This is a genomic window from Tengunoibacter tsumagoiensis (assembly GCF_003967535.1).
Classification (GTDB): domain Bacteria; phylum Chloroflexota; class Ktedonobacteria; order Ktedonobacterales; family Ktedonobacteraceae; genus Tengunoibacter; species Tengunoibacter tsumagoiensis.
In genome coordinates this window covers 1,534,476-1,557,133 of sequence record NZ_BIFR01000002.1, presented here as the reverse complement: position 1 = coordinate 1,557,133, position 22,658 = coordinate 1,534,476, and the positions used below count along the sequence as shown (strand labels likewise).

General features: G+C 51.5%; 18 protein-coding genes. 12 read left to right on the top strand and 6 right to left on the bottom strand.

The window, feature by feature from the left end; all coding sequences use genetic code 11:
• The first annotated feature begins 188 nt into the window (after positions 1 to 188).
• Positions 189 to 1,133 carry a GNAT family N-acetyltransferase gene (locus EL628_RS26775; RefSeq protein ID WP_161975798.1) on the top strand — a complete coding sequence of 315 codons (945 nt, stop codon included), beginning with the start codon at positions 189 to 191 and terminating at the stop codon, positions 1,131 to 1,133.
• A 427-nt stretch (positions 1,134 to 1,560) separates the two neighbouring features.
• The gene (gene iscB, locus EL628_RS26770) at positions 1,561 to 2,799 is read left to right on the top strand and encodes an RNA-guided endonuclease IscB (protein ID WP_161975797.1); all 1,239 of its coding nucleotides are present in this window, start codon (positions 1,561 to 1,563) and stop codon (positions 2,797 to 2,799) included.
• Between the two features lie 50 nt (positions 2,800 to 2,849).
• Here iscB and EL628_RS26765 read toward each other — a convergent pair whose 3' ends face one another.
• Positions 2,850 to 3,758: an arginase family protein gene (locus EL628_RS26765; RefSeq protein ID WP_126583038.1), complete on the bottom strand. Its 909-nt coding sequence runs from the start codon at positions 3,756 to 3,758 to the stop codon at positions 2,850 to 2,852.
• 48 nt (positions 3,759 to 3,806) lie between these two features.
• Entirely contained in the window at positions 3,807 to 4,973 is a 1,167-nt protein-coding gene (locus EL628_RS26760) for an epoxide hydrolase family protein (RefSeq protein ID WP_126583037.1), read from the bottom strand.
• Between the two features lie 84 nt (positions 4,974 to 5,057).
• Here EL628_RS26760 and EL628_RS26755 point away from each other — a divergent pair, with 84 nt between their 5' ends.
• Together EL628_RS26755 and EL628_RS26750 are read left to right on the top strand one after the other, a co-directional pair.
• Positions 5,058 to 5,681, top strand: a complete 624-nt coding sequence (locus EL628_RS26755) for a CGNR zinc finger domain-containing protein (protein ID WP_126583036.1) — start codon at positions 5,058 to 5,060, stop codon at positions 5,679 to 5,681.
• A gap of 106 nt (positions 5,682 to 5,787) precedes the next feature.
• Positions 5,788 to 7,056 (top strand): winged helix-turn-helix domain-containing protein, encoded by a 1,269-nt coding sequence (locus tag EL628_RS26750; protein WP_126583035.1) that lies wholly within the window; start codon positions 5,788 to 5,790, stop codon positions 7,054 to 7,056.
• Positions 7,057 to 7,269: 213 nt separating this feature from the next.
• On the opposite strand, the gene EL628_RS26745 is transcribed toward EL628_RS26750, so the two are convergent.
• Positions 7,270 to 7,989, bottom strand: a complete 720-nt coding sequence (locus EL628_RS26745; RefSeq protein ID WP_126583034.1) for a hypothetical protein — start codon at positions 7,987 to 7,989, stop codon at positions 7,270 to 7,272.
• Between the two features lie 336 nt (positions 7,990 to 8,325).
• Between EL628_RS26745 and EL628_RS26740 the strand changes: the two genes are divergently transcribed.
• Both EL628_RS26740 and EL628_RS26735 read left to right on the top strand, forming a co-directional pair.
• Complete coding sequence (locus tag EL628_RS26740) at positions 8,326 to 8,607, top strand: DUF1294 domain-containing protein (protein ID WP_218029006.1); 282 nt, start codon at positions 8,326 to 8,328, stop codon at positions 8,605 to 8,607.
• A 471-nt stretch (positions 8,608 to 9,078) separates the two neighbouring features.
• The gene (locus EL628_RS26735; RefSeq protein WP_126583032.1) at positions 9,079 to 9,846 is read left to right on the top strand and encodes an MBL fold metallo-hydrolase; all 768 of its coding nucleotides are present in this window, start codon (positions 9,079 to 9,081) and stop codon (positions 9,844 to 9,846) included.
• A 510-nt stretch (positions 9,847 to 10,356) separates the two neighbouring features.
• On the opposite strand, the gene EL628_RS26730 is transcribed toward EL628_RS26735, so the two are convergent.
• Positions 10,357 to 11,226, bottom strand: coding sequence for a PIG-L deacetylase family protein (locus EL628_RS26730; protein WP_161975796.1), 870 nt, complete (start codon positions 11,224 to 11,226; stop codon positions 10,357 to 10,359).
• Between the two features lie 563 nt (positions 11,227 to 11,789).
• Between EL628_RS26730 and EL628_RS26720 the strand changes: the two genes are divergently transcribed.
• From EL628_RS26720 to EL628_RS30025, 4 genes are all read left to right on the top strand, one after another.
• Entirely contained in the window at positions 11,790 to 13,478 is a 1,689-nt protein-coding gene (locus EL628_RS26720) for an ABC transporter ATP-binding protein (protein WP_126583030.1), read from the top strand.
• Between the two features lie 118 nt (positions 13,479 to 13,596).
• A complete protein-coding gene (locus EL628_RS26715; RefSeq protein WP_126583029.1) occupies positions 13,597 to 14,253 on the top strand; it encodes an ECF transporter S component in 657 nt (218 codons plus the stop codon).
• A 108-nt stretch (positions 14,254 to 14,361) separates the two neighbouring features.
• The gene (locus EL628_RS26710) at positions 14,362 to 15,279 is read left to right on the top strand and encodes an energy-coupling factor transporter transmembrane component T family protein (RefSeq protein WP_126583028.1); all 918 of its coding nucleotides are present in this window, start codon (positions 14,362 to 14,364) and stop codon (positions 15,277 to 15,279) included.
• A gap of 504 nt (positions 15,280 to 15,783) precedes the next feature.
• Entirely contained in the window at positions 15,784 to 15,951 is a 168-nt protein-coding gene (locus EL628_RS30025; protein ID WP_161975795.1) for a hypothetical protein, read from the top strand.
• Here the strand turns inward: EL628_RS30025 and EL628_RS26705 are convergent.
• The gene (locus EL628_RS26705; RefSeq protein ID WP_126583027.1) at positions 15,948 to 17,708 is read right to left on the bottom strand and encodes an ATP-binding cassette domain-containing protein; all 1,761 of its coding nucleotides are present in this window, start codon (positions 17,706 to 17,708) and stop codon (positions 15,948 to 15,950) included. The two genes, EL628_RS30025 and EL628_RS26705, sit on opposite strands and share 4 nt — an antisense overlap.
• Positions 17,705 to 19,501, bottom strand: coding sequence for an ABC transporter ATP-binding protein (locus EL628_RS26700; protein ID WP_126583026.1), 1,797 nt, complete (start codon positions 19,499 to 19,501; stop codon positions 17,705 to 17,707). The genes EL628_RS26705 and EL628_RS26700 overlap by 4 nt, the downstream gene beginning before the upstream one ends.
• A 507-nt stretch (positions 19,502 to 20,008) precedes the next feature.
• On the opposite strand from EL628_RS26700, the gene tnpC reads away from it, so the two are divergent.
• Both tnpC and EL628_RS30020 read left to right on the top strand, forming a co-directional pair.
• On the top strand, positions 20,009 to 21,382 hold the full coding sequence (gene tnpC, locus EL628_RS26695) for an IS66 family transposase (protein ID WP_126583025.1): 1,374 nt from the start codon (positions 20,009 to 20,011) through the stop codon (positions 21,380 to 21,382).
• Positions 21,379 to 21,546: a hypothetical protein gene (locus EL628_RS30020; protein WP_161975794.1), complete on the top strand. Its 168-nt coding sequence runs from the start codon at positions 21,379 to 21,381 to the stop codon at positions 21,544 to 21,546. The genes tnpC and EL628_RS30020 overlap by 4 nt, the downstream gene beginning before the upstream one ends.
• The last annotated feature ends 1,112 nt before the right edge of the window (positions 21,547 to 22,658 follow it).

Genomic DNA, 22,658 nt, shown 5'->3' with positions numbered 1-22,658 from the left:
ATTGCCCAAACCCACGAGATCCCTCCGAGTACTCTTCAGAGCCAGGTTCAAGCGGTATCGTGAGGAAGGACTGGCGGGAAAAATATGTCGGGGCCCTTTCTTGACGCCCACCTCTGCTCAGATTATACTATCTGTAGCGGATATATCCGTGAGTGATGTACCAGGAGCGAGAAAGGATGAGACGCTCTATGAGATCTGCGTCAGAAGGGTATGATGAACTCAAACTACGACCAGCGACCAAAGATGATCGAGATGCCATTTTTCACGTACGCAAACTCTTTGAGGGGCCAGAGATGACTCCTGAGACATTAGGGAACCATTTGCAATCACTCGATCTAGAGAAGCAGACAAGAGTGGTAGAGTCTTCAGAGGGCACGTTGATAGGCTACGCTGAATTGTGGCAGCGGCGCCCTGGCTGGTTCACCCCTCAGATCTGGGTCCATCCTCTTTCTCAAAGGCGCGGACTTGGGATGAAATTGCTTCAGGCATTGGAGGTTTGCGCATTCTCTTTCTCTGATGAGACCCCTTGCACGCTGCTTGCTCAACCGTCTGGTGCAGGAAGAGCTGCGGATCACTTGTTAGAAAAGAGGGGGTACTTTCTCCAAAGTACGTATGAGGTCAGAGAGTTGACCATGCGTACTGCCCCCGCGCCTATTGGGTCCGTTCCAGGCATACAGATCCGTAGCTTTGTGCCAGCCCAGGATGCGCAGAAAGCGTTTGAGGCGGACAACGAAGCCTTTCTTGATCAAAAAGGCTACATTTCACGAACCTTTGAGCTGTGGTCGCAGCGTTTGAAACTGCATGCAGACGACTTTGACCCAACACTCTGCTTTCTTGCATGGGATGAAGAACACGTGGCAGGAGGGGTCTACAATCACATCGAGAGAGGAGTTGGGGAGGTGATGCATTTAGGCGTCAGGCGTCCCTTCCGAAAACGTGGTGTAGGAACGGCTCTGATGAGATACTCGCTGGCAGAATATTATCAGCGTGGCATCACGACGGTACACCTCACTGTCGATGCAGATAGCCTCACCCAGGCCCATCTGCTTTACGAACGTCTGGGCTTTCAAGTGAAGGATACGTACCGGAATTACATCTATGAGCTTTCAAAACGAGAGCAGCGGGCGCAGTGAGAAGAGTGTTCCTTGCGACCTGTTGACCGAAGCTCAATAGCTGTTTGCAAACGATCTCTCCTCTTTGCGGTGTGATGAAGTCGATCTGAGTGGTATTCATCAGACAGATTGTTCTGATTGCCCAGAGTTCATGGTATAGAGTTATAACCGCATCTCTTTCACACAACCCTGTGTTGAATTGTGAGTAGTTGCAATTCAATAGTTCCTAAAATCTAGCGAATCCTTGATTTGTTCGGTTATGGAGCTACCAGCGGGCTTCACTTCGGTGGAACAGGAGTTCGAGAGGTGTATCACACCCTGGGGTGTTTGTTCCAGCTCCAGGCTCTGTGGTGCTGCATTAAGGAGAAGCGAAAGCAGACGTGTGCTGCACGTGACAACCCTCTTGAACGCCGCGAGGAGCATTTACTCCGAAAGGAGCGCTTACAGCATGACCCAGTTGGTGTATGTCATCAATCAAAATGGACACCCCTTGATGCCTTGCAAGCCATCAAAGGCACGCAAGCTGTTGCGGGATGGTCGAGCCAAAGTGAAGCACCGTGCGCCCTTTACCATTCAACTGCGCTGGGACTGCGAAGAGCAGGTCCAGGACGTGGTGGTTGGCATTGATAAGGGCAGTTCAACGACGGGCTTTGCCTGTGTGGGCCGAGGAGAAATCCTGCTGTCAGGAGAGATCCTGCATCGCAAGGATGTCAAAGAAAAGCTCGACGCACGGCGTGCGCATCGGCGCAGTCGCCGGAACCGCCGCTGGTATCGTCCCTGTCGAATATTGAACCGGGCATCCAGCAAGCGCAGTGGCAGGCTGCCGCCTTCCATCAAGACCAACGTGGAAGAGGTGATCCGGGTGGTACAACGGCTGCCCTTGCCCATCACTCGGATCGTCATTGAGGATGTCCAGGTGGATATTGCCCGGCTCAATGATCCGACGGTACAAGGCAGTCGCTATCAAGATTCCAAACGCCTGGATGAGAACCTGCGCATCGCGTGCTTGCTGCGAGATCGCTACCAGTGCCAACACTGCGGCAAACGGGAGGTGCGTCTGGAAGCCCATCATGTGCAGTATCGTCAGCATGGGGGAAAAGACACACTGAGCAATCTGTTGACCCTGTGCGAGTCGTGTCATCACGGGGTGCATGCGGGGAACATCACGCTCGAAGTTTCAGGCGTGAGCGGCCATCTTGATCACATCGCGCAACGGTCCATGCAAGGCAAAACGTATCTGTACACCACACTTGGAAGCGCGCTTCCGCTCTCAACGCTCTTTGGGTATCAAACGGCCACCTGGAGAAAGCACCAGGAATTGCCGAAGGAACACGACAGTGACGCCCTGTGCATCGCGACCTACGACACCGGAGAACGGGTTCCCTGGCAACGAGAGCGATTTTATCGCATTGGGTTCCGCCCTCGTCAAACACGACGGCAGTACCACGATTTGCCGCGCAAGGGGCAAGGGCGGGTGCGCTATCAACTCAACACGGAACTGGAGGGCTTTCGCAAAGGGGATGTCGTCCGAGTCAAAGGAACATGGATCAAACAGATCAACTCGATTTATTCGACGGGATATCTCGCCTTTTCCCGTAAGAAGGGGGAGCCTGCGAACGCTCGTCCCAAGGATTGCGTGTTGCTGGAACGTGGCACCACGATACTCTGGCAAAGACCGCAAAGATAATCAAACAATGTCATTGATTCACAATGGTTTCAAAGAACGTTTCGAATACCTCAACATTGTCCTGACGGATAGTCCTGGAAGCCAGCTGCCAGCACATCTGTCAGACGTTGAGCCAGCATACCATCGGGGTCCAGATCAGGATCAAAGACCGTAACCTCTAACCCCAGCGCCAGATTGGAAGTGAGCAGATGACGCAACAGGCTGACAAGCTCCCGAACTGTCAGGCCGCCAGGGGTTGGTGTGTCGACGGCTGGCATAACGATGGGATCAAGCACATCGACATCAAGATGAATCCAGTAACCCTCAACGGACCGTTGCTGAAGCGTTTCGCGTGCCAGGCGAGCAATCTGTGTGGCCCCCTCCCGTTGAAGCTGCGTGGCGTCAATGGTGGTTACACCTGCCTCGCGAACTTCTGCCAGATATTCATCGTCTGGGCGAAAGCCGATGGCAACAACATCGCGGCCCTCTACGAGCGGGCTATGTCCCTCAAGGTTGGTAAGTGAGGCCGCACCTCTGCCCATGACCAGAGCTAAATCCTCACCTGCCGCTGATCCAACCCCCTCGGCATTGCCTGGATGGCGGAAGTCAAGGTGTCCGTCAATAAAAATGAGCCCGTAGCGCCCCCTCCGGCGCAAGGCAAGCATTCCGCCAAGCAAAATGCTACAATCTCCACCCAGCACAAGAGGAAATGCCCCTGCACTGATATGCTGCTGAATGCGATCAGCCAGGCGGAGAGAATAGGAGATCAGCCCCTGAGCATTGCGTAGCGTCTTGCCATCCCAGGCGGGAAGATAGCGTGGTGGAACCACCACGCCGCCATCGTTTGCTCTGAGCCGGGAGACAAGGCCCTTATCCCGCAACGCTCCAGCGAGCTTATAGACGCCCGGCACCAGGCCTGGTTCAGGTGGACGCAGCCCCAGGTTCGAGGGCGCGTCAAGAATAACGATAGGTTTGGGCATAACAGCATCCTTTCTTGCCAACAAGAGCTCTGGGTGTAGATGTTGAGTTCAAGCACCGTTTCTACGAAAAGGACGAAAGAAGGCTCGCAGCTCCTCTGCCAGCAAGGCAGGTTCCTCCAGAGCCGCAAAATGGCCTCCACGCGGCATCTGTGTCCAGCGTTGCACGTATAGTGTGCGCTCCGCCCATTCACGCGGTGGCTGACTGATCTCTTTGGGGAAACATGCGATCCCAGCGGGGACCTCGATCTTTTGACCCGGTTTCAGAGGCGACAGAGCACGCCTATTTTCATAATAGATGCGCATTGAGGAAGAGATCGTTTCAGTTGCCCAGTAGAGCATAATATTGGTGAGCAGTTCATCTTTACTGAAACGTCGCTCAACATCGCCCGCACAATCGCTCCATGCGCGAAACTTTTCTACAATCCACGCGGCCAGCCCGACAGGCGAATCGTTTAGCGCATAAGCGAGCGTCTGGGGCTTTGTGGCATGCAATTTCGCGTATGCGCCCTCGTTCACGGACCATTGTTCGATCTCGCGCAGGTAGCGCCTCTCCGCATCCGATAGCTCGATGGGGTCCAGGGGGGTGGCGGAAGCACCCAGATAGTTTAAATGGATGCCAATGAGTTGCTCCGGATATTTCAACGCGAGGCGTTGCGTCACACCAGCACCAATATCCCCACCGGCAGCCGCAAAGTGTGTATAGCCCAGCACATCCGTCATCAGGCTTGCCCACAGTTCAGCGACCTCGCTGGTTGATACACCACGGGTACCAGGGCGATCAGAGAAGCCAAAACCCGGCAGCGAGGGCACAATGACATCGAAGGAATCAGCCGGGTCACCGCCATAGGCAACCGGATTGGTTAACAGGGGGAGCAGCTTATACATCTCAAAGAAAGAGCTGGGCCAGCCATGGGTAAGAATCAATGGTAAAGGCCTGGGACCCTGTCCCCGCTCATAGAGAAAATGAATGTTCAAGCCGCTTAGATCAGCGCGAAAGTGCGTCCACTGATTGAGCTGCGCTTCCTGCGCTCGCCAATCAAACTCGTGCTGCCAGTAGTTCATAAGTGAGCGCAAATACTCCTGGTTCGTCCCATAGTCCCAGCCTGCATTCTCAATCTCATCAGGCCAGCGTGTACGTTCCAGCCGCATTTTAAGATCATCAAGGACCGCCTGTGGAATAGCAATCCTGAACGGATATTTCCCCTCTTGACACATAGGTGTAACCTTTCATTATGAAATAACCAGTTACACTGTACCATCCCGAATTGTAACTTGTCAAATTCAATTAGAAGGTTACATATGAGTGTGCACGAAATGGACGGCCCAGCATTTGAGTTCATTGGCGGGAATCTGTGCCTGGACTTTGCCAATACCCTCGGTGGGGCACGTGGGAGCGACACGCAAGAGCATCTCCCAACCTATGATGCCCTTGTAAGCTGGAGCTTGCAGGCTGGGATCATCACAGCAGAGCAGGCTTCTTTGCTGAGAAGCGGAGAGCATGACGAGATTGAGGCGGTGCTTGCCCGAGCTCACAAGCTGAGAGAAGCGCTCTACGGTCTCTTCTCTGCGCTTGCCAGGAGAGAGCAACCAGTGGGATCCGATCTTGCTACTTTGAACGCCGAGTTAGAATGGGCTCTGGCTGGAGGACACTTGATCGCTTCCCCTGATGGTGTCGCCTGGCAGTGGCCTACCGAGCAACAGGGACTTGCTCGTATGCTCAGTCGCATCACACGCTCGGCTGCCACGCTACTTATAGCGCCAGAGCGCCAGCTTATCCGCGAGTGTGCCAGCCCCACCTGTAGCTGGCTCTTTCTTGATAACACAAAAAACCATCGCCGCCGCTGGTGTAGTCCGACCGGTTGTGGGAATCTCGCCAAAGTCCGTAGTCATCGTCAGAGACGACGCGAACAAGAGAAGGGATAAGACGTTTCCACCGTATTTCCCATGAACAGCTCATCTTCATCTCTGTCACCAGAGACAGAGTGATTGAGACGTGAGACATATCTGTGCAAGGAGGTCAAGATTTAGTATGCTTACCATCACCATCGACACAGCCCGTCGCTTCATTCTTGGCAAGCAGGGCATATGGCCCGGGAGGCGCTGGCGAGGCATCGAAGGCATGGAGCAGGCCATGTATGCGATGGAGTATCTGCAACTCGATCCACTGCAAATCATTGCTCGAAGTCAGGATATCACGCTCCACAGCCGTGTGCTTGATTACACTCCTGGTCTGTGGGAGGAGGTGACGTATCAGCAACGGAAGTTCTTCGATTGGGGGGGCTGGCTGGCCGTCCGACCGATGGAGGAACTTCCATATTGGCGCGTCGTGATGCACCGCGAGCGCGATTATAACGAACGAATCCGCGCCATGGCCCACGATCATGCCGAGACCATTGTTGAAATGCGAGCTATCTTGCGTGAGCGAGGCATTGTAAGTAATCGCGACTTTGCGATGGCTACGCGCACACGAACGCAAAGTTACCGAGGCCGTAAAGATAGCGCCCTGGCCCTGTATTATCTATGGCGTACGGGTGAAGTGATGACGCACCACCGCAACCGTTTTGAGCGTGTTTATGCACTGACTGACCAGGTCGCGCCCGCGCATCTTCTTCGTGAGAGCACCGAAGCCGAGGCTGATCGCTTCATACTTACAAAGGACATCAGTTTTAGCGGCCTGTCGCGACTGAAACGTACGAGTGATTCGTTCCAGCGCGGCAATCCAGCTCTCGCAGCAAAGAAGCTGCTGAAAGATATGATCGCAGATGGTGACATCATTGAGGTGAAGGTTGAAGGCTGGAAAATGGTCCACTATGCACTTGCAAGCGACCTTGATGTGTTAAACGAGTTAAGCGCTGGACGTGTGCCGAAGGCGTGGACGCCGTTGGACACGACGACACTCGAAGAGGTTGTCTTTATGGCACCGCTTGATCCTGTGAGTGCACGCGGGCGCACCAGCGAAATATTTGACTTTGAACATGTGTGGGAGGTCTATAAGCCTGAACACCAGAGGAAGTTCGGGTACTACACCCTCCCAATTTTATGGGATGACCGACTTGTTGCGCGCTTCGACAGCAAACTTGATCGCATAACGAACACCTTCATCATCCTGGGTCTGTGGTTAGAGGATGAGGCTCTGGGCAAAGATGAGGCATTTGCCAGGGCTCTGGCTCGTGGGTTTGCGCGCTTCATTACTTTTCTTGGTGCAAGCAAGCTGGATACACAGGCGATTCGCGAGCCTCTATTGCGCCAACACGTAGACAGTTCAACGAAAGTGGAAGTAGAGCTCCAGGATATCTAGAAACTCCTAATATCAGGAGGTACGTTATCGGCGTTGAGGAGTTGGAAAATGAATGCAACTTTGGACGTTGGATCATTTATCACAACGCGGGATGGTTTGTGAAGAGCCAAACGAGAATAAAAAAGGGTCAGTGCATCCAAACCTAAGCGTACAATTTTCAGATTCGGATGCACTGACCCCTAAAATACTACTTTGCGGCTGGTAACAGCAAATTTAACTCCATCTATTATAGAATAGATAAAAAGCATCAAGAGAGCACTCTGGCTCAAGAACTGGATAAGGAAAACATTCCATAAGTTCCTTCATTGCCTGCTTCTCACGAGAACAGTCAAGCAATGTTGTCACAAGCTCATCATGGACCTGGCCATCCCTTTGTAAAAATTGGCCCCAGAGTACCAGACCACACAGATCATCTTCAATCACCTTTGGGTTCTTTCCATATTCAGCCGGAAAGAGGCGTCTATAGGCTTCAAGATTATAGAGCCAGGAGCGCCCTTTCACCTTTTGCGCGGCTGGATGCAGCCTCTTGATGTCTGTAAACATCGTGGTTAGCTCCTCTATTCTCTTCTGCATTCGTGCCTTGCTGAGCGGTCCAACATCCAATGGGTCATCATTCAAAAAGTGTATTCGAATAAGTTGCTCATCTTCTCGATAGTCATAGCGAAAACAGCCGTAGGGTGATGAATCAGAATACCCCCAGAAACGCTCGCAAAAGCGATAGGTCCATTCACCTCCATCTTTTGCCTGAATCAATCCTTCCCAATATTCTTGCCACAGCGGATGATCAAGCTGAAATGGTCGTCTGAGAAAATGGAGAGGAATATTTGTTGTGTGCAGGACTGCATCTTCAACACTCACACCACGTACTCTTGCGACATGTTGAGCAAAGCGGAGCTGAAGGTCAAAAAAGGCAGGGGAATACAAGGTTGGCATCTCGTCTCTTCTTTCGTTAGCGAGCATCAGCAACATTTGCATGATTTTTCAATCATTTTTCGCAATTATTCTATCACCTGCAGCTTCAACGCGTCTATAATACCTTTCAGAGAGTGCCCATGCCTCCTGCTCATCTTCAATAGCAGTCTCGCTGTTATCGGCTTTGCTAAAAAAAGCGCAATCAAAACAAGATGGGGAAATCCTGGCGAGAAACACTCGCATGGATCTTCCCCAACGACAGCCATGCCGCACATCGCCATTCATGAATAATGTTATATGATAGTGGCATACAAGCACAGCTGTGCTTGTATGTTGCGAAAAGAGACGAGGACAAACGTGGTATTTATTCTTGGTTACTTGCTTATAATTAATATAGTGACCTTCATCGTGTATGGCCTGGATAAGCGTGCAGCCAAAATGGGAGCACGAAGAACTCCAGAAAGGGTCTTGTTGTTACTCGCATTTGTTGGTGGCACCCCTGGCGCCTATGCTGCCCGAAAATACTTCAGGCACAAGACGATCAAACGCCCCTTTATCACCCAATTGCGTTTTATACTTATCTTTCAAATAGGTCTGTTGCTTCTCTATATTCTGTTCTCTTTCCGTGGGCATGCATAGCTTTGACAAAACTACACCTCATGAGGTACACTTTCTCTTGAATCTGTACGTTGCGTTCCCCATTGAGAGAAAAATTAACAAAAGGCGCTCGCGATGGTTTTATATTGGCTCACCCGCTTACGTCCATCCTCAATCTACTAGAGTAGGCATAAAAATCGGTATCCCCGCCTACCTATCTATGAGTGTGCCCTCAAATAAGAAACGAGGGTCTCCTTCTCACCTTTTGCTCCCTCATGGCTGCAACTGGCTGGTTGCAGCCATGAGGGAGCAGCGCCGCCTACACGTACCCCAGGATGCGGTCGATCTTTACGCATAAAACCACACGCGGATCGTCACTATAGCGCGCGTAAGCACTACTTTGATAATCGCTATGGGACTGGATGGCTGGATTTTCTATCTGTAGCTATGCAGTATACTTTTAGCATACACACAATTAATCGATCAGATACTCAAGAAAGATGAGATACTGCTATGAAGCTTCACTTTTTACGTCACGCGACGTTTGTTGTTACCCTTGGTGATCTTACACTCCTGGTTGATCCTATGTTCTCTGCGGCGGAGGCAATGCCACCAATTCCTCACGCAGGGAATGAATATCGTATTCCGATGGTGGACCTTCCCTTGACCAGAGCAGAGTTGCTGACATTGCTACCTGATGTCGATGCTGTTCTGCTCTCTCATACACATTTCGACCACTGGGATGACGAGGCCAAAACACTCTTGCCAAAACAGCTCCCCATTCTCTGTCAACCCGAAGATCAGGTGGTGCTTGAGCAGGCAGGCTTTACATCTGTGTTGCCGATTCAACAGCAGACGGAGTGGCAGGGGCTGCATATTTCCCGAACTGGTGGGAGACATGGAAGCGGTGAGTTGGGAAAAATGATGGGGCCCGTCTCTGGCTTTGTGCTAAAGGGAAAAGATGAACCCTCACTGTACATTGCAGGAGACACAATCTGGTGCGAAGAAGTTGAACAGGCATTAGAACAGTACACACCAGAAGTGGTCGTCCTCTATGCTGGTTCGGCCCAATATGTGACTGGTGGTGGCCCCATTACTATGACGGCAGATGATGTCTGCCAGGTTGCCCACAAGGTGCCAGCAGCTCAGATCGTGGCGATACACATGGAGGTTATCAATCACTGTGTGCTAACTCGTGCAGAGCTTAAAACACGACTTACAACAGAAGGCCTGTCTCAACGGGTGCAGGTTCCCCAGGATGGAGAGGTTCTGATCTTCTAGTACCTCAGAGATCTACTTCTCACTCCTAACGCTTCCAGCTCTCTCTCGGCATGGGACTTTATTCAATTTCCCAGAGAACTCTATGTGCCTCCATCGGTTGAACGTCCTGATTGAGAGAGGCTTTTTTCACATGCAGACGTACGGTTATCATCACGATAGGCAAAGATGAGAACCGTACATCCCTTTTTCCGAAATCTGAGAAGATCAGCCCCGCCGACCTATCGACAGGAACACGAGAGGGGTAGCTTAACGACCAATCAAAAACACACCGAAGATAAGATAGGCAACGAGGAGTGCTATCAGAGCATTAAAGACAACGCCTAAACCAAATACGACCACAGGACGCCAACCAGCTGCTTGAGACCCCTAACCTTGAACGAAAGGCCAATGGTCACAAAGGCAAGCGTGAAAAACCAGACACGCAGGGATGTAATATCGGCATTTCTTTGTATCGTTTACAAAAAGATCATCAGGTCACTTGAGAGAGACACTGAAAAACCCCGAAAAATCCTAAAAGCTGGCAATTTCTCCTCTTTTGTGAGGCACTGAATAGCTTGAAGAGCTGGCAGGAAGAGAGAGCCCTTCAAAAAGATCATGTTCCTCTTTACGGCCACCATTCACCAGACTAAAGACGCGATAATACTCCTGCGTTCCCCATAGATAGCGATGATCCTGCTCTGACAGGCTATCAAGCCTGGTGGGATACTGGAATTGTGTCTTGTGACAGAGCACTGCACGCCAGGCTTGAGACCAGTACTCGCTGGCATCAACGCTGGTCGTCAGAATCCAGTCTGTCCAGGATTGAGCTCGCCGCTCCTGCCCGTCTATCTGCATCACCAGCTCACCAAAGACCGGCATATGCCGCGTAAACCATGCTTTAGATGCAAAGCGGTAATAGAGCTTTGAGACACGATGAGGGGCAAGATCTGGAGCAGAAGGATATTGCTGATCAGCAGCACAGAGAATTGCAGAGGTAGTGAACTGAGAAATCGCGATATGATCGGGATGACCATAGAGACCATCCGGTCCGAACGTTAGGACGACGTGTGGTCGTATCTGGCGCAACAAATACACAAGTTTCGCAATGATTTCATGTTCATTCGCCAGATCCACATCCCCATCGATATAATCCAGGAAATCGAGACGGGATATGCCCAATTCTTGACACGCTTTGCGCACCTCCTTTTCGCGTAGAGAGCCCAGCACCTTTTCACCTGGATAATCGTGCCAATCATTGAACCAGCCACGCTCGCCACGTGTCGCAATAATGAGCGAGGTTTCCACTCCCTGATCAGCGTAACGAGCGAATGTCCCTCCGCAAACGAGCGACTCATCATCAGGATGAGCGAAAATGCCAAGTAATCTCAGTGCAGAAGACATCATTTCCTCCCATTACTGTCTGTTCACAAGGAATTTCTCACAATACGGGTTCATAGACGCGCTCTCGTATGCAAAAGCTATTGTATACTAAATTGATCAACTATATTAAGTATAGGGAGCGAAACTCATCTTGTCAAGATACAAAAGCCAGGCCATTGCTTGTTTTTCTGTTGACAACCGCTTTTTGTTCAGATATGCTAAAGTAGAGAAAGTTCATTCACTTAGTGAACTAAAGATGCACAACAATGTAGGGACAGAAAAAACAGGAGGAGAATCATCATGCTCTTCATGAAGCAGTTGAGCGAGCATGCCCAATTCTGAACTTGCTGGTCAATCCCCAACAGATCACTGGAACCATCGTGCATACAACACCAGTGGAGGCAAGTAGCGCTTCATAGACCTCCAGGTGACATACAGAGAAAAGGAAATATCAGATTGCGACGCGCAATAATTATTGACAAATTGAATCAATTAAGTCAATAAAAAGCTTGACAACATCAGAGCTCAACCAGTATGCTTACTTTATCATCTATGCATGAGATTTGAAGGGGCAAACGAGTAGCATGAGCATGTCTTCATATGAAACCAGCGGAACTGATGGAACGAAAAAGGTTGAGCCAGCCGTCCTTTTAGACCATGTGTCTTTTCGTTACACCGCACCAGAGGAGCAGGAAGGTCAGGATACAGCCTCTTCTGCCTCGCTGCCGCCTGTTCTTGCTGATATTTCCTTCTCTCTTTTGCCAGGTGAACTTCTTTTGATTGCCGGTCCGAGCGGCTGTGGGAAGAGTACCTTACTCAAATGTCTGAACGGACTCATCCCCCATACCTATTCCGGCACACTCAGCGGCGAGATTCGACTCAATGGTCAAGCAATTCATGGCATTTCCTTGCGTGACCTTGCCAGACATATTGGCACGATGCTCCAGGACCCCGATAAGCAGATTGTGGGCAGTACTGTCGAGCAGGAAGTTGCCTTTGGCATGGAGAACCTCGGTGTTCCTCGTTCACAGATGCTCCGCACGCTGCAAAACGTCTTGCACCAGTTAAAACTAGAACCATATCGCGATAGAGCAACCCATGCGCTCTCAGGAGGACAACGCCAGCTGGTGGCTGCCGCTGGATTATTGGTGATGGAACCGGCCATCTTCCTCTTTGATGAGCCCTTTGCCAGCCTGGATTCTTTTGCCGTCGATGAACTGGAGCAATTGATTCATCATCTGCGTCAGGAAGGACATTCCATTATCATTGTTGAGCATCGTGTTGAAGAAGCTCTGTACCTCGATGTGGACAAGGTTCTGCTCCTGGATCGTGGCCGTCAGGTATTCTTTGGCGATGTCCCTTCATTTCTCGCGCTAGCCGATCCTGATCAGATGAAGCTGCCAGTAACATCCAGACTTCAGCAATTTGGGGCGTCCGTCACGCGGCAAGAAGTGAGAGAGCGTCTGATCACGCCAATCATTACCGGACAGAGGACACCAGATGAAGACGGGGTCCAGAAGAGCGATACCATCCTCTCGCTGGAGAATATTCACTATCGCTACGCCCCATTCTCGCCAGAGATTCTGCGGGGGATCTCATTTCAGATTCGCCGAGGAGAAACGATCGCTTTGCTTGGTCCCAATGGATCTGGCAAGACAACGCTTGTGAAGCAATTTCTCGGATTGTTGCGCCCTACCCAGGGATCGATACAGCTCTATGGTAAAGAGAGCAAAAAGATGAGTGTGGCAAAGATCGCCGGGCAAGTAGGGTATGTTTTCCAGTATCCCGGGGCCATGCTGTATGCACCCACTGTACGCCAAGAAGTGAGTTTTGGGCCGGAGAATCTGGGCTTTCGCGGAGACCAGCTTACCAGTGCGGTCGAACAGGCGCAAAGAGCGGTCAATGTACAGGATTTCGCCGATCAATCACCTTTCACCCTGAGCTTTGGGCAGCAAAAGCGCGTGACCATCGCCTCTATCCTGGCGATGCGGAGCAAAATCTTATTGCTTGATGAACCAACCGCAGGGCAGGATTATCGCTCATATATCGCTTTAATGGAGCATATCCGCCGTATTCCTGATCTGGATGCATTGCTTTTTATTACCCATGATCTGGATCTGGCACTGCGTTTTACACAACGTGTGCTCCTGCTCAAAGATGGCAGAATCGAGGCAGATGGTCCTCCATTGGAGATCCTGAGGGATCAGGAGCTCCTGCACCGTTGTCATTTACGGCCAACATCGTTATTAAACTATCTTCTCTCATCACCATAAAACAGCAAAGAGCTGTGTGTATTCATCATCATACAGTTCTTTTCTCTCTATTTTATTTTTTTCGCTGCATTTCTATTCTATCAGTATCTTTTATCGTAGAACGAAAGGACCTGGACTTATGAGTAAACTCTCACCATCATCCTCTATCTGGAAAGTCGGCGTACGACAGGTCGTTTACATGGCTCTTGGAGCAGCTCTGTATGCAGGCCTGAGTGTTGCCACCAATGTGCTGCAACTTCCCAGTATCGGCAGGGTCTCCTTGCGCCCCGGTATCGTCATTCCACTCTTCTTCGGGGCTGTCTTTGGACCGATTGTTGGCTTCTTTACCGGGCTCGTCGGAAACTTTCTTGGCGATCTCATCTCAGGGTATGGCGTCTGGTGGAACTGGGATCTTAGCAATGGACTGATTGGCCTGATTGCTGGTCTGGCTATCTACAGCACTGTGCGCTATGGTCTGGGGCGGTATGTGAAGACGCGCCTGATTGTCATTGCCGAAGTATTCAGTGCTCTGGGGATCGTCGTTGGAATCGCCTTCGGTTCATATACAGACATCTGGGTCTCTCACTATGATTTTGCCGGTGCCACAAGCGAGTTTATCCCGGGCATCACCTCTGATCTTGTCACTGGCCTAATCCTTCTTCCCATCTTCTTGATTGCCTACAACGCAGCGACTGTTCGCCGTGGCATCCCGACACGTGCGACACAGCTACAACCAGTCAATCAGGTCAATCAAGTGGCTACTCCAGTTGATCAGGAGGCTTCCTCTGTAGAATAACAGCTCTATGACAGAGAAAGCTCTCGTTCTCTCTACGCAGGGAGGGCCGCGTGCCTTTCCTGCGTTGGCGCGTCCATATCGCAACCATACAAGGAAGAAGCTCAGCCGATGCTCACCACTTTCTCATATATCAAGCGAGACTCGTTTGTCCACCGACTCGATTCGCGCACGAAAATTATTCTGCTCTTTGCCTATAGCTTTGCCGTTGCTCAGACCTCTAACTTCTGGATTATTGCTGGAGGCTTCCTTCTGACCATCATCTATTTTTGTCTGAGCCGGTTGCGCTGGGAAGAGACAAAATCTACATGGAGGTTAGTCATCACCGTTTCGCTCATTCTGACCATTGGCAACTATCTTCTCTCGGGGGGCAACATCTTACAAGAGGTAGACTCATATAACGTTCATGTGCTCTTCTCGCTTCCATTCCTGGGTTTTCGCTCACATGTCCCCTATATTGGACCCGCGCCACTGCTCTTTAGTGTTGAGAGCATTATCTTCTTTTTTACTCAGATCATGCGCAACATTGGCATTGCGACTCTTGGCATCATTATTGCCTACACGATCGATCCAAGCCATATGGGCGTTGCCTTCAGGGGCCTGGGCTTTCCCGACAAATTTGCCTATGCCATCGATCTTTCGTTTCGTTTCTTACCAACAGTCATGCGCGACGTTGATACCACACTGGCGGCTCAACGGGCCCGTGGCTTTGAACTTGATCAGCTGCGTGGTGGCCCGATAGGCAAGGTGATGCGTATTGCCCCTCTTATCTTACCGGTGGTTATTGGCTCTATCCTTGGCGCTGAAGACATCATCAATGCGATGGAATTGCGCTGTTTCGGTGTCACAAAACGCTCCTGGCTGATAGAACTGCGGATGCAACGCGCTGATATCGTCCTCGTGACTACTGCTATTGCCTTCTTTGTATTGATGACGCTCCTCAATATTATTGGCGGCTTTTATGGGCAGGGCGCTCTTCACCTCACACATATCCAGGGGATCCCATCATTTTTGCTGGGGAGTAAATAAAGGGAAATCTTTGCCCTGGCTGAGGAAGCCGAGCGGTGTCTGGATGTTTCTCCTACCTGTCCTCCTGAAACGCAGTTTGAGTAGGCCAATGCTCTCTATGAGCAAAAAGTCCCTGGCGGAGTAGGCAGCCTTACGGAACGGGTGCGAGCGTATCGGCAGACGTGTGCATTTCCCCAGGAAGCATCTGATGCTCTCAAAGAGGTCAAACAGCTACCTGTTGGACCTGGTGAGTTTGCCAGCGTTTGTTCCTGGTCAACCCGATCCGACACCCTCTACTCCCTCCCCCCAAAGAGGTGACTGCGGCGTAAGCCGAAAAGTCGTCCAGGAGAGCCATCTTCCCGTCGAGATCCGGTGAGAACGGCATAGGAAAATCGAGAAGATACTCATTGTTCCTGAGAAGGAACAATTCAACTGAAGACAACTCGTTGGCTGGAATCGACAGTTCAAGAAGTGCAATGCCCGACGTGTGGTTCGGTGAGCAAAGCCAGGCGGAAAGGGCAATCTGTGGTAATCATGCCATATCCCCCGCGAAAGTCACGACCAGTGCGCAACGTTACACGCTGGATAGAGCAGGGAACTGAATGGGTACTTACCCAGAAAAAAAAGGAGATTGAACCTGGTTGGGATACGCGGTTCGCGCATCCCAATCACCCTTTTGCCTCCTTGCGCTAGATTTCACTCACCCACAAACGCTGCATCTCCTCGCATGTTGCCAGCAGTTCAGCCAGCGTGCCCTCCGCCTCCACAGACCCATCCTTCAGGACGAGAATATGATCGGCGCGGCGTAGTGCTGCTTCGCGGTGGGAAACCACCAGACAGGTGCGCTGCTCGTCCGCGCAGATACGTTGCCAGAGCTGCCGTTCTGTTTCAACATCGAGGGCGCTGGACAGATCGTCAAACACCAGCAACTCAGATGGGCGTGCGAACATGCGAGCCGCTGCAGCGCGCTGAACTTGCCCGCCAGAAAGCTTGATGCCTTTGGGGCCGATCATCGTCTCCAGGCCATCAACGAGCGTCTCCACGTCCCGTTCCATAACCGCCGTGTGGATTGCCTGTTGGACCTGGCTCTCGTTGAGTGGCAGATCAAGAGTGATGTTCTCGCGCAGCGTTGCGCTGAGCAAGGTAGGCGTTTGCCCAGTATAGGCGCTGTGTGGCGGCCTAAAGAACGCCGTAGGATCGTCCACCACAACACCATTCCAGCGGATTTCACCTTTCTGCTTCGCTAACAAGCCGAGCAGTACCCGTAACAATGTCGTTTTGCCGGAACCGATGCTCCCGGTAATCACCACAAACTGACCACGCTCTAAACGCAGATCGATGTTCGTGATTCCCCGCTCAGTGCCCGGATACGCATAGCTCAGATTGTGTAGCTCCAGCTGTTCTAAACGCTCTTCGATCTGGGGCATACTCACTGCCGTGTCGAACGTTGCAGCCTGCTGGTAGAATGATCCAGGAGTGACAAGCGCAGATGGCGTTGCTCCTGGCATGAGTTCGGTCAAACGCCCCTGAGCCACTGCGAGCTGGCGATAGCGGGTAATCTGGTTGATCACCTCATCACTGAAGCGGCCAATCGTGCCACCCATATAGGCTATAAACAAGGTGAGATCGCCGATGGTAAAATGGCCAGTCCGCAAAGAGCTGCCAGCCAGCAGCAGGATCAGGCCAGTGCTGATGCCTGCAATGCCTGTGCCGAACACGCCGAGGACCACATTGCTAAAGAGATTCTCGCGCAACGAGGCCACACGGCGCTGATTGTTCAGGCCATGAAAGCGCCTGACGATATTGGGAGCCGCGCTGGCTACCTGAATGGCCTGGACCACACCAAACATTTCGACGAGGTAGTTGCTGACTGCGCTGGACGCCTCGCTGCTCTTGCGCCGGTAGGATTCAACGCGTTTGCCCAGCGTGTTGACGATGATATTCCCAACCAGCAACGGGAGAACAGCAATAACCGTGATCTGTATGTTGATACGCGCCATGATAAATAGCGCAACCAGCGTTTCAATGCTCATGCCAAAGACAAAAGCACCCATCACCAGGAAAAAGCCAGGGTTTCCGCTATCCCTCTGAAAGCGGTTGATCATATCGCCACTGTCACGAGGCAGGGCAGCAGCTCCTGGCTGGCTCAGCAAGTACTCCAGCAGATTTGTACGCAAAAGAGTCTCCGTTTTAAACATGGGCAGGCGCTCGGTGAGCTGGACCGCCATCAGCGCGGTCACACGTGCCAGCAAATAGCCCAGCATCAAGCCGAGCAAGCCCCAGATGGTGGCGTCAAGCTGCCTGTGCTGCGTCAGATGATCAATAATTTGCTGCACAAGCAACGCTGGTACAAGCGGCAGGAGGCGGCGCGGCAGTTGTAGTAGCACTGCCCAGATGTAGTTTTTTCGCGTGAAGTAGATGAGTCTCCAAGCAAAAGAGCGAGTTTTCACGCAAGCATCTCCTTCGGGTTCGTCATTCTCAACAATTTGCTGTAGTAAGAGGTGGGATCGCAGGCAAGTGTTGCCCGCGTGTTGTATTCCAGGATACGCCCATCGTCCAGGACCATGATATGATCCACATGCTCGACTGTGCTCAGGCGGTGGGCAATTACAAGAGCCGTGCGCCCGGCTATGAGACGTTGTGTGGCCTGAGTCAGTGCCTTCTCGGTCGCAGGATCCAGGCGCGAGGTAGCCTCATCCAAGATGATGAGCTGCGGATCTTGCAAAAAGACCCGAATGCAGGCCAGCAGTTGGGCCTCGCCTGCGGATAGGCCGCCGCCATCACTACTCAGTTCCGTATCCAGACCTTCCGGTAAGCGCTCGTACCACGTGCTCATCCCCAATTGCTCGATAGCCTCCAGGATGCGCTGATCAGGGATAGTGTCAGCAAAAAAGGTCAAATTGTCGCGCAACGTGCCCTGAAAGAGTTGCACTTCTTGCGTAACCAGCCCAATGCGCGCGCGGAGATCGTCCAAGTGTGCCTGACGGAGATCATGCCCGCCCAGGTACACAGAGCCAGATGTGGGGTCGTAGAAGCGCATGAGCAAACGCATGAGCGTCGTTTTGCCGCTGCCAGTGCGCCCGATCAGCCCCACAACTTCGCCTGCTGCCAGTTGGAAAGAGATGTCGTGCAGAACAGTTTGCTCGGCCTCGTAGGAGAAGGAGACGCCCTGGAAGGTCAGAGCCAACGCGCCTGTGGGGAAGGTCACGCCCAGACCATCCTGGACACAACTTTGTGTATGGTAGATTTCATTGATACGTTCGATGCTGGCAGTTGCTTGCTGCAGCGAACCGAGTTGCTCAGCGATATCCAAGGCATGATTGAGCAACTGAGTGGTATAGGTCAGGAGCAGGACGAGAGTGCCGAGCGAGATCATATCCTGCACAAACAAGGACGCGCTCAGGATCAGCACGATCAGCAGGCTGAGCACATCCAGAATTAAACCAGTGCATTCAAAGCCTGCCCAGAAGACAATGCTCTTGATCTCAGTCGAATTCTCCCGGCGCTGCAAGTGAAAGTAGCGGCGCATAATATAGCGGCCCGCTCCGCTTGCCGCGATATCTTCCAGTCCATGAAACAGCTCACCCCAGAAGCCGCTCAGCTCGGCCTCCGCCTGCCAATGTAGCTGGTAGATCGAGGTAGCCCGTTGTTGCACGTAGAAAAAGATGATGTTGCTCATAATGAGATACGCGCCCAGAATCGCGCCAAACCAGATATTCTCACATGCTATCAACACCAGTATACCCAGCATCAAGATGCCGCTGCCCAGGATGCGAATCACAAATTGCGAGAAAAAGTAGGCCAGCGTCTCCACATTGCTATCGACCCGTTCCAGCAGCTCACCGGGAGTGTGCGCTGCGTGGAAGGAGCGATCCAGGCTCAGGCAGTGGCGTGTCAGATCGGCGCGCAACCGGTTTGTGGCATTCCATCCGACATCTTCAGAGAAGTAGGTGGCGAAAGCTGCGACCAGCCTGCTGCCAAGCGCAACTCCAAGGTAGAACAGAGCGATGATGCTTAGCACCTGCATGCTCCTGTTGCTTTGAATCGTATCGATAAATGCGCGAATAATCTGTGGTCCCAGCAGATCTAACATGATGCTACCGATGAGTAAGAGCGCCATAAAGCAGACCCGGGGCCATTGTGGACCTAAGTAGGTCGCGAAGAGCGTCCCATACTGTTGCAGGGTGACCCGCGTCGGTGAATTGCGAGCCTTGAGGGACTGGAATATTTGAGAAAGTTTCATCGGTTCCTCTAACTTTCCATGTTCATGAAAAAGCAGCAAGAGCAACCGCTGAGATGCATCCGAGAAAGATGCGATTCATCCAGATGGTGGGTAAGAAAGGATGGAAAGCAGTGTCATAACACGCAAACACCCGCACCGGTTGCACTGCTGCACACGCCGGTGAGAGTTGCAGTCTACTGCTCGTCTGAAGAGGTTATGGACCGCACATAATGGAGGCGCACGCAGGCAAAAAGGGCAGAGTAGCCCCTTGGGCCACGGATGCGGCTTTGCCATACGAGCTTTGTGGCAAAACGCCCTTCTGTGCACTTACCATTGATGCGTCTCCAAATTAGGTAGAAAATGGTTAAACAGTAGTATGGAAGTGAGTATACATGATTATCTTTACTATTACAAGAGGATAGAGACACTTATGAACCCAGATGGAGAACAGGAGAAACTTTTTTATGGGGAGAGGAAAAGGAGGTACCCCCAGGATAACCGCAAAAATAGTAACTGTTCAGAAGGGCTATGCAGTTGCAGAGATGGATACCGATCTGCTACAGTAGCTCCATGATCATAGATGAAGAGCTACACCACCTCCGACAAGAGAATCATGCACTCCGAACGACGAACCAGACCCTGCGAGAAGGGCTGCGGGAGGCCATCCATGCCATTGAGTCTCTCCAGCAGCAGGTCAAGGATCTGGAAGGGGTCGTTGCTTTTCAACAAGAGCGTCTCAAGACGCTTGAGGGGCAGCAAGCCAAAGACAGCCATAACAGTAGTTTGCCTCCCTCCTCGGATCGCTTTGTGCGGGTACCCAAATCGTTGCGCAAGCAGAGCGGCAAAAAACCCGGAGGCCAGCCAGGGCACAAAGGGCATGCCTTGCGCCAGATCGAAGCTCCCGATGAGATCCTGATCCATCAGGTTGCTTCCTGTGCCTGCTGCCACCAGGACCTTGAAACCTGTTCGGGGAGGATCGCGGAACGCCGACAGGTCATCGATCTGCCGACGAAACGGCTCTGGGTCATGGAACATCAGGCTGAAGAGAAGCAGTGCCCTGTCTGTTTTCATCTGACGCGGGCCTCGTTTCCTGCTGATGTACAGGCCCCAACACAATATGGAACAGGTATTCAGACCATCGCGACGTATCTGGTCGCCGGCCAGACGGTTCCCTATGCACGTGCCAGCCAACTGCTGCACGATCTCTTCGGGGTCCACCTCTCCCCCGCAAGCATGGCCGGGTTTGCGGCCCGCTGCTCCCAGGAGTTGGCCGAGTGGGAAACGCAGCTCAAGGCAACGATCCTCAAGGCTCGGGTCCTGCATCAAGATGAAACCGGAATGCGCGTGGGGAAAGAGGGCTGGTGGGTCCATGTGTGTGCCACCAGCCAACTCACGCACTACGGCGCACACCTGAAACGAGGACGAGCGGGCATGGACGCAATCGGCATCGCACCGCTTTTCGAGGGCATCTCGGTGCATGATGGCCTCCCCAGCTATCAGGGCTACCGCTTCACCGAGGCGTTGTGCAACGTCCATCATTTGCGAGACCTCACCTTCGTTGAAGAAGAACTGAAGCAGGATTGGGCCAAAGACATGAAAGATCTGCTGCTAGATATGAAAGAGGCGGTTGAGCAGGCTCGCGTGCGAGGCCAGCCCGCATTGGAGAAGGCGATCCTCGCGGGGTTGCTCACGCGCTACGACCAGATTGTGCAGGCTGGGTACCGAATCAATCCTCTGGTCGAGAAGCCACCAAAGACGAAGCAGTACAAACGTCTTCCTGGCAGACCCAAACAAAGCCCGGCACGCAACCTGCTGGACCGTTTCTCGACCCGCAAGTGGGATGTGTTGCGCTTCCTGCTGGATTTCACCGTGCCCTTCGATACGAACGGGATCTGCGCATGATCAAGGTTCAGCAGAAGGTCTCTGGCTGCTTCCGCACGTCCGATGGACTCATCAGTTTCTGCCGCATTCGCAGTTACCTCTCGACCCTTAGGAAGCAGGAGGTGCCGATCTTTGCTGCGCTGGAGCAGGCTCTTACTGGTCATCCTGTTTTCTCCGTTTTTTGACCCCTTCTGAACAGTTACTATTTTTGCAGTTATCCTGGGGGTACCTCTACCTGGGGCGATATCTGTTTTTGTTGTGAGGCGTAAATGCATTCTTGACTCACAATAGTATCAAATGGTGGCGCGGTACCAGTGGCTGCCGCCAGGTCGCGCTGCGGCTCCTGGTTGGTGCGCCGTGTCGTTGGGGTCCGCTAGAGGTTAGTGTATGAGCTCTCGGCGTCGTCTGGCTCCTGGGGGCGGCCCTCGCCGTCTGGTACGGTGCCCATTTGAATGCTGTACTGAGGGCCGCCGCTTTGCTCCTGCCATCGGTATTTGAGGTAGGGGCCATAGAGTGTAAATTCCAGAGTTAAACTGGTGGTTTTCACAACAAGTATCGTGGTGAGCAAGCTATTTGAGAGATCATGCCCACCAGGATAATTGTTGTATTTTCACCAGAATAATGTTGGGATTTACAGTAGACTCTCCTCTACACAGCGACCTCAAAGAGAATGAATGGGGAGGCATATGAAGGAAAGAAAAATGTTATACTATAAAATTCACAATAGAATGATAAAGCCTTGCTCATAAGAGCAAGTAATTATATTTTTGATTGAAATATTCGCTATCTAAAGCTTTAGTTACTCAGACATGTGGGTCTGAATAGTTAGGTTTATTATTAAAGTAGCGAAATGTGAAGAAAGCCAAATAAATAATGGAACTTAACGGTGCCGCAGCTAGAAGAAGAACTAGTAACCATAAAAGTTTATACTTCCAAATTAAACTTTTATTAGTAATACAATGAATGATTGTTCCTATCCATAAAAATACAAGAAGGATGATAATTAATTCTTGAGGATGATCAAAAATAGTCATGACGCTCTTCTTTCTAATCTAAATTTTTCATTTCGTTAACCAACAAAAACACATCAGTTAGTAAAAATTAGGTGACTCAAACTCTTTTTATGTATTTTAGCGTTCTTCGCAACTAAGTAGCATTTTAGCGACTACAGTCGCACAAAAACAGTTCCTTTAAAACGTTATAGCTCTTCTTTGATTTTCACTAACTGTATTTTACTATATCATAAGATATAGCTGACTACCAGTGCTGCTATAATATCGGCTCGCAGGCCAAACGA

What these genes read in the sequence shown, in the direction of transcription:
- EL628_RS26700 (WP_126583026.1), bottom strand. Translation starts at nt 19,501, where the DNA reads ATGAAACTTTCTCAAATATTCCAGTCCCTCAAGGCTCGCAATTCACCG.
- EL628_RS30020 (WP_161975794.1), top strand. Translation starts at nt 21,379, where the DNA reads ATGATCAAGGTTCAGCAGAAGGTCTCTGGCTGCTTCCGCACGTCCGAT.
- EL628_RS26730 (WP_161975796.1), bottom strand. Translation starts at nt 11,226, where the DNA reads ATGTCTTCTGCACTGAGATTACTTGGCATTTTCGCTCATCCTGATGAT.
- EL628_RS26745 (WP_126583034.1), bottom strand. Translation starts at nt 7,989, where the DNA reads ATGCCAACCTTGTATTCCCCTGCCTTTTTTGACCTTCAGCTCCGCTTT.
- EL628_RS26720 (WP_126583030.1), top strand. Translation starts at nt 11,790, where the DNA reads ATGAGCATGTCTTCATATGAAACCAGCGGAACTGATGGAACGAAAAAG.
- EL628_RS26735 (WP_126583032.1), top strand. Translation starts at nt 9,079, where the DNA reads ATGAAGCTTCACTTTTTACGTCACGCGACGTTTGTTGTTACCCTTGGT.
- EL628_RS26755 (WP_126583036.1), top strand. Translation starts at nt 5,058, where the DNA reads ATGAGTGTGCACGAAATGGACGGCCCAGCATTTGAGTTCATTGGCGGG.
- EL628_RS26760 (WP_126583037.1), bottom strand. Translation starts at nt 4,973, where the DNA reads ATGTGTCAAGAGGGGAAATATCCGTTCAGGATTGCTATTCCACAGGCG.
- iscB (WP_161975797.1), top strand. Translation starts at nt 1,561, where the DNA reads ATGACCCAGTTGGTGTATGTCATCAATCAAAATGGACACCCCTTGATG.
- EL628_RS26750 (WP_126583035.1), top strand. Translation starts at nt 5,788, where the DNA reads ATGCTTACCATCACCATCGACACAGCCCGTCGCTTCATTCTTGGCAAG.
- tnpC (WP_126583025.1), top strand. Translation starts at nt 20,009, where the DNA reads ATGCAGTTGCAGAGATGGATACCGATCTGCTACAGTAGCTCCATGATC.
- EL628_RS26710 (WP_126583028.1), top strand. Translation starts at nt 14,362, where the DNA reads ATGCTCACCACTTTCTCATATATCAAGCGAGACTCGTTTGTCCACCGA.
- EL628_RS26775 (WP_161975798.1), top strand. Translation starts at nt 189, where the DNA reads ATGAGATCTGCGTCAGAAGGGTATGATGAACTCAAACTACGACCAGCG.
- EL628_RS26765 (WP_126583038.1), bottom strand. Translation starts at nt 3,758, where the DNA reads ATGCCCAAACCTATCGTTATTCTTGACGCGCCCTCGAACCTGGGGCTG.
- EL628_RS26715 (WP_126583029.1), top strand. Translation starts at nt 13,597, where the DNA reads ATGAGTAAACTCTCACCATCATCCTCTATCTGGAAAGTCGGCGTACGA.